The sequence below is a fragment of the Psychrobacter sp. 1U2 genome (assembly GCF_051847575.1).
Genome location: NZ_JBPYDC010001849.1, coordinates 1 through 512 on the forward strand (window position 1 = coordinate 1; position 512 = coordinate 512).

At 39.5% G+C, this 512-nt stretch carries 1 pseudogene; it reads right to left on the reverse strand.

Annotated features, from left to right (window positions below):
- Nucleotides 1-264 precede the first annotated feature (264 nt).
- Nucleotides 265-512 (reverse strand): annotated as a pseudogene (locus ACS8FD_RS24750) (alanine dehydrogenase); the annotation flags it as partial.

The following is a 512-nucleotide window of genomic DNA, read 5'->3' on the forward strand; positions in this document are numbered from 1 at the left end:
CTACTGAATGCAGCGTATAAGGTTGTTTTATCAATGCTAAGAACAGCCGAATCTTGTAGCAATTCCCTGATACCTCTAAATCGTAAAGCTCCATGTCTATTATCCTTTTACTGGTTGGTGTCATTGATTAGTCTCTATCATCCACCATATAATAACGAATATTTGACGTCAATTTAAATCACTGAAAACATTATTAAAATCACTGATTTTTTATATTGCAGTGCGGCTCATAATGAGTACAACAGTCACCATGTTCTTAAAAAATTAACCAATCAGCTCATCCAGCGCTTTGTACTCATAGTCTAGTGCCTTAGCAACAGCTTCATAAGTCATATAGCCTTGCATGGTATTGACGCCTTTTGCCAATGCTGCATCATCAAGACAGGCCTTCTGATAGCCTTTGTTAGCAAGTGTTTGTATGTATGTTAAGGTGACGTTAGACAATGCCATGGTAGAAGTACGTGGAACAGCGCCAGGAATGTTTGCCACCGCATAGTGGACGATACCGTGCT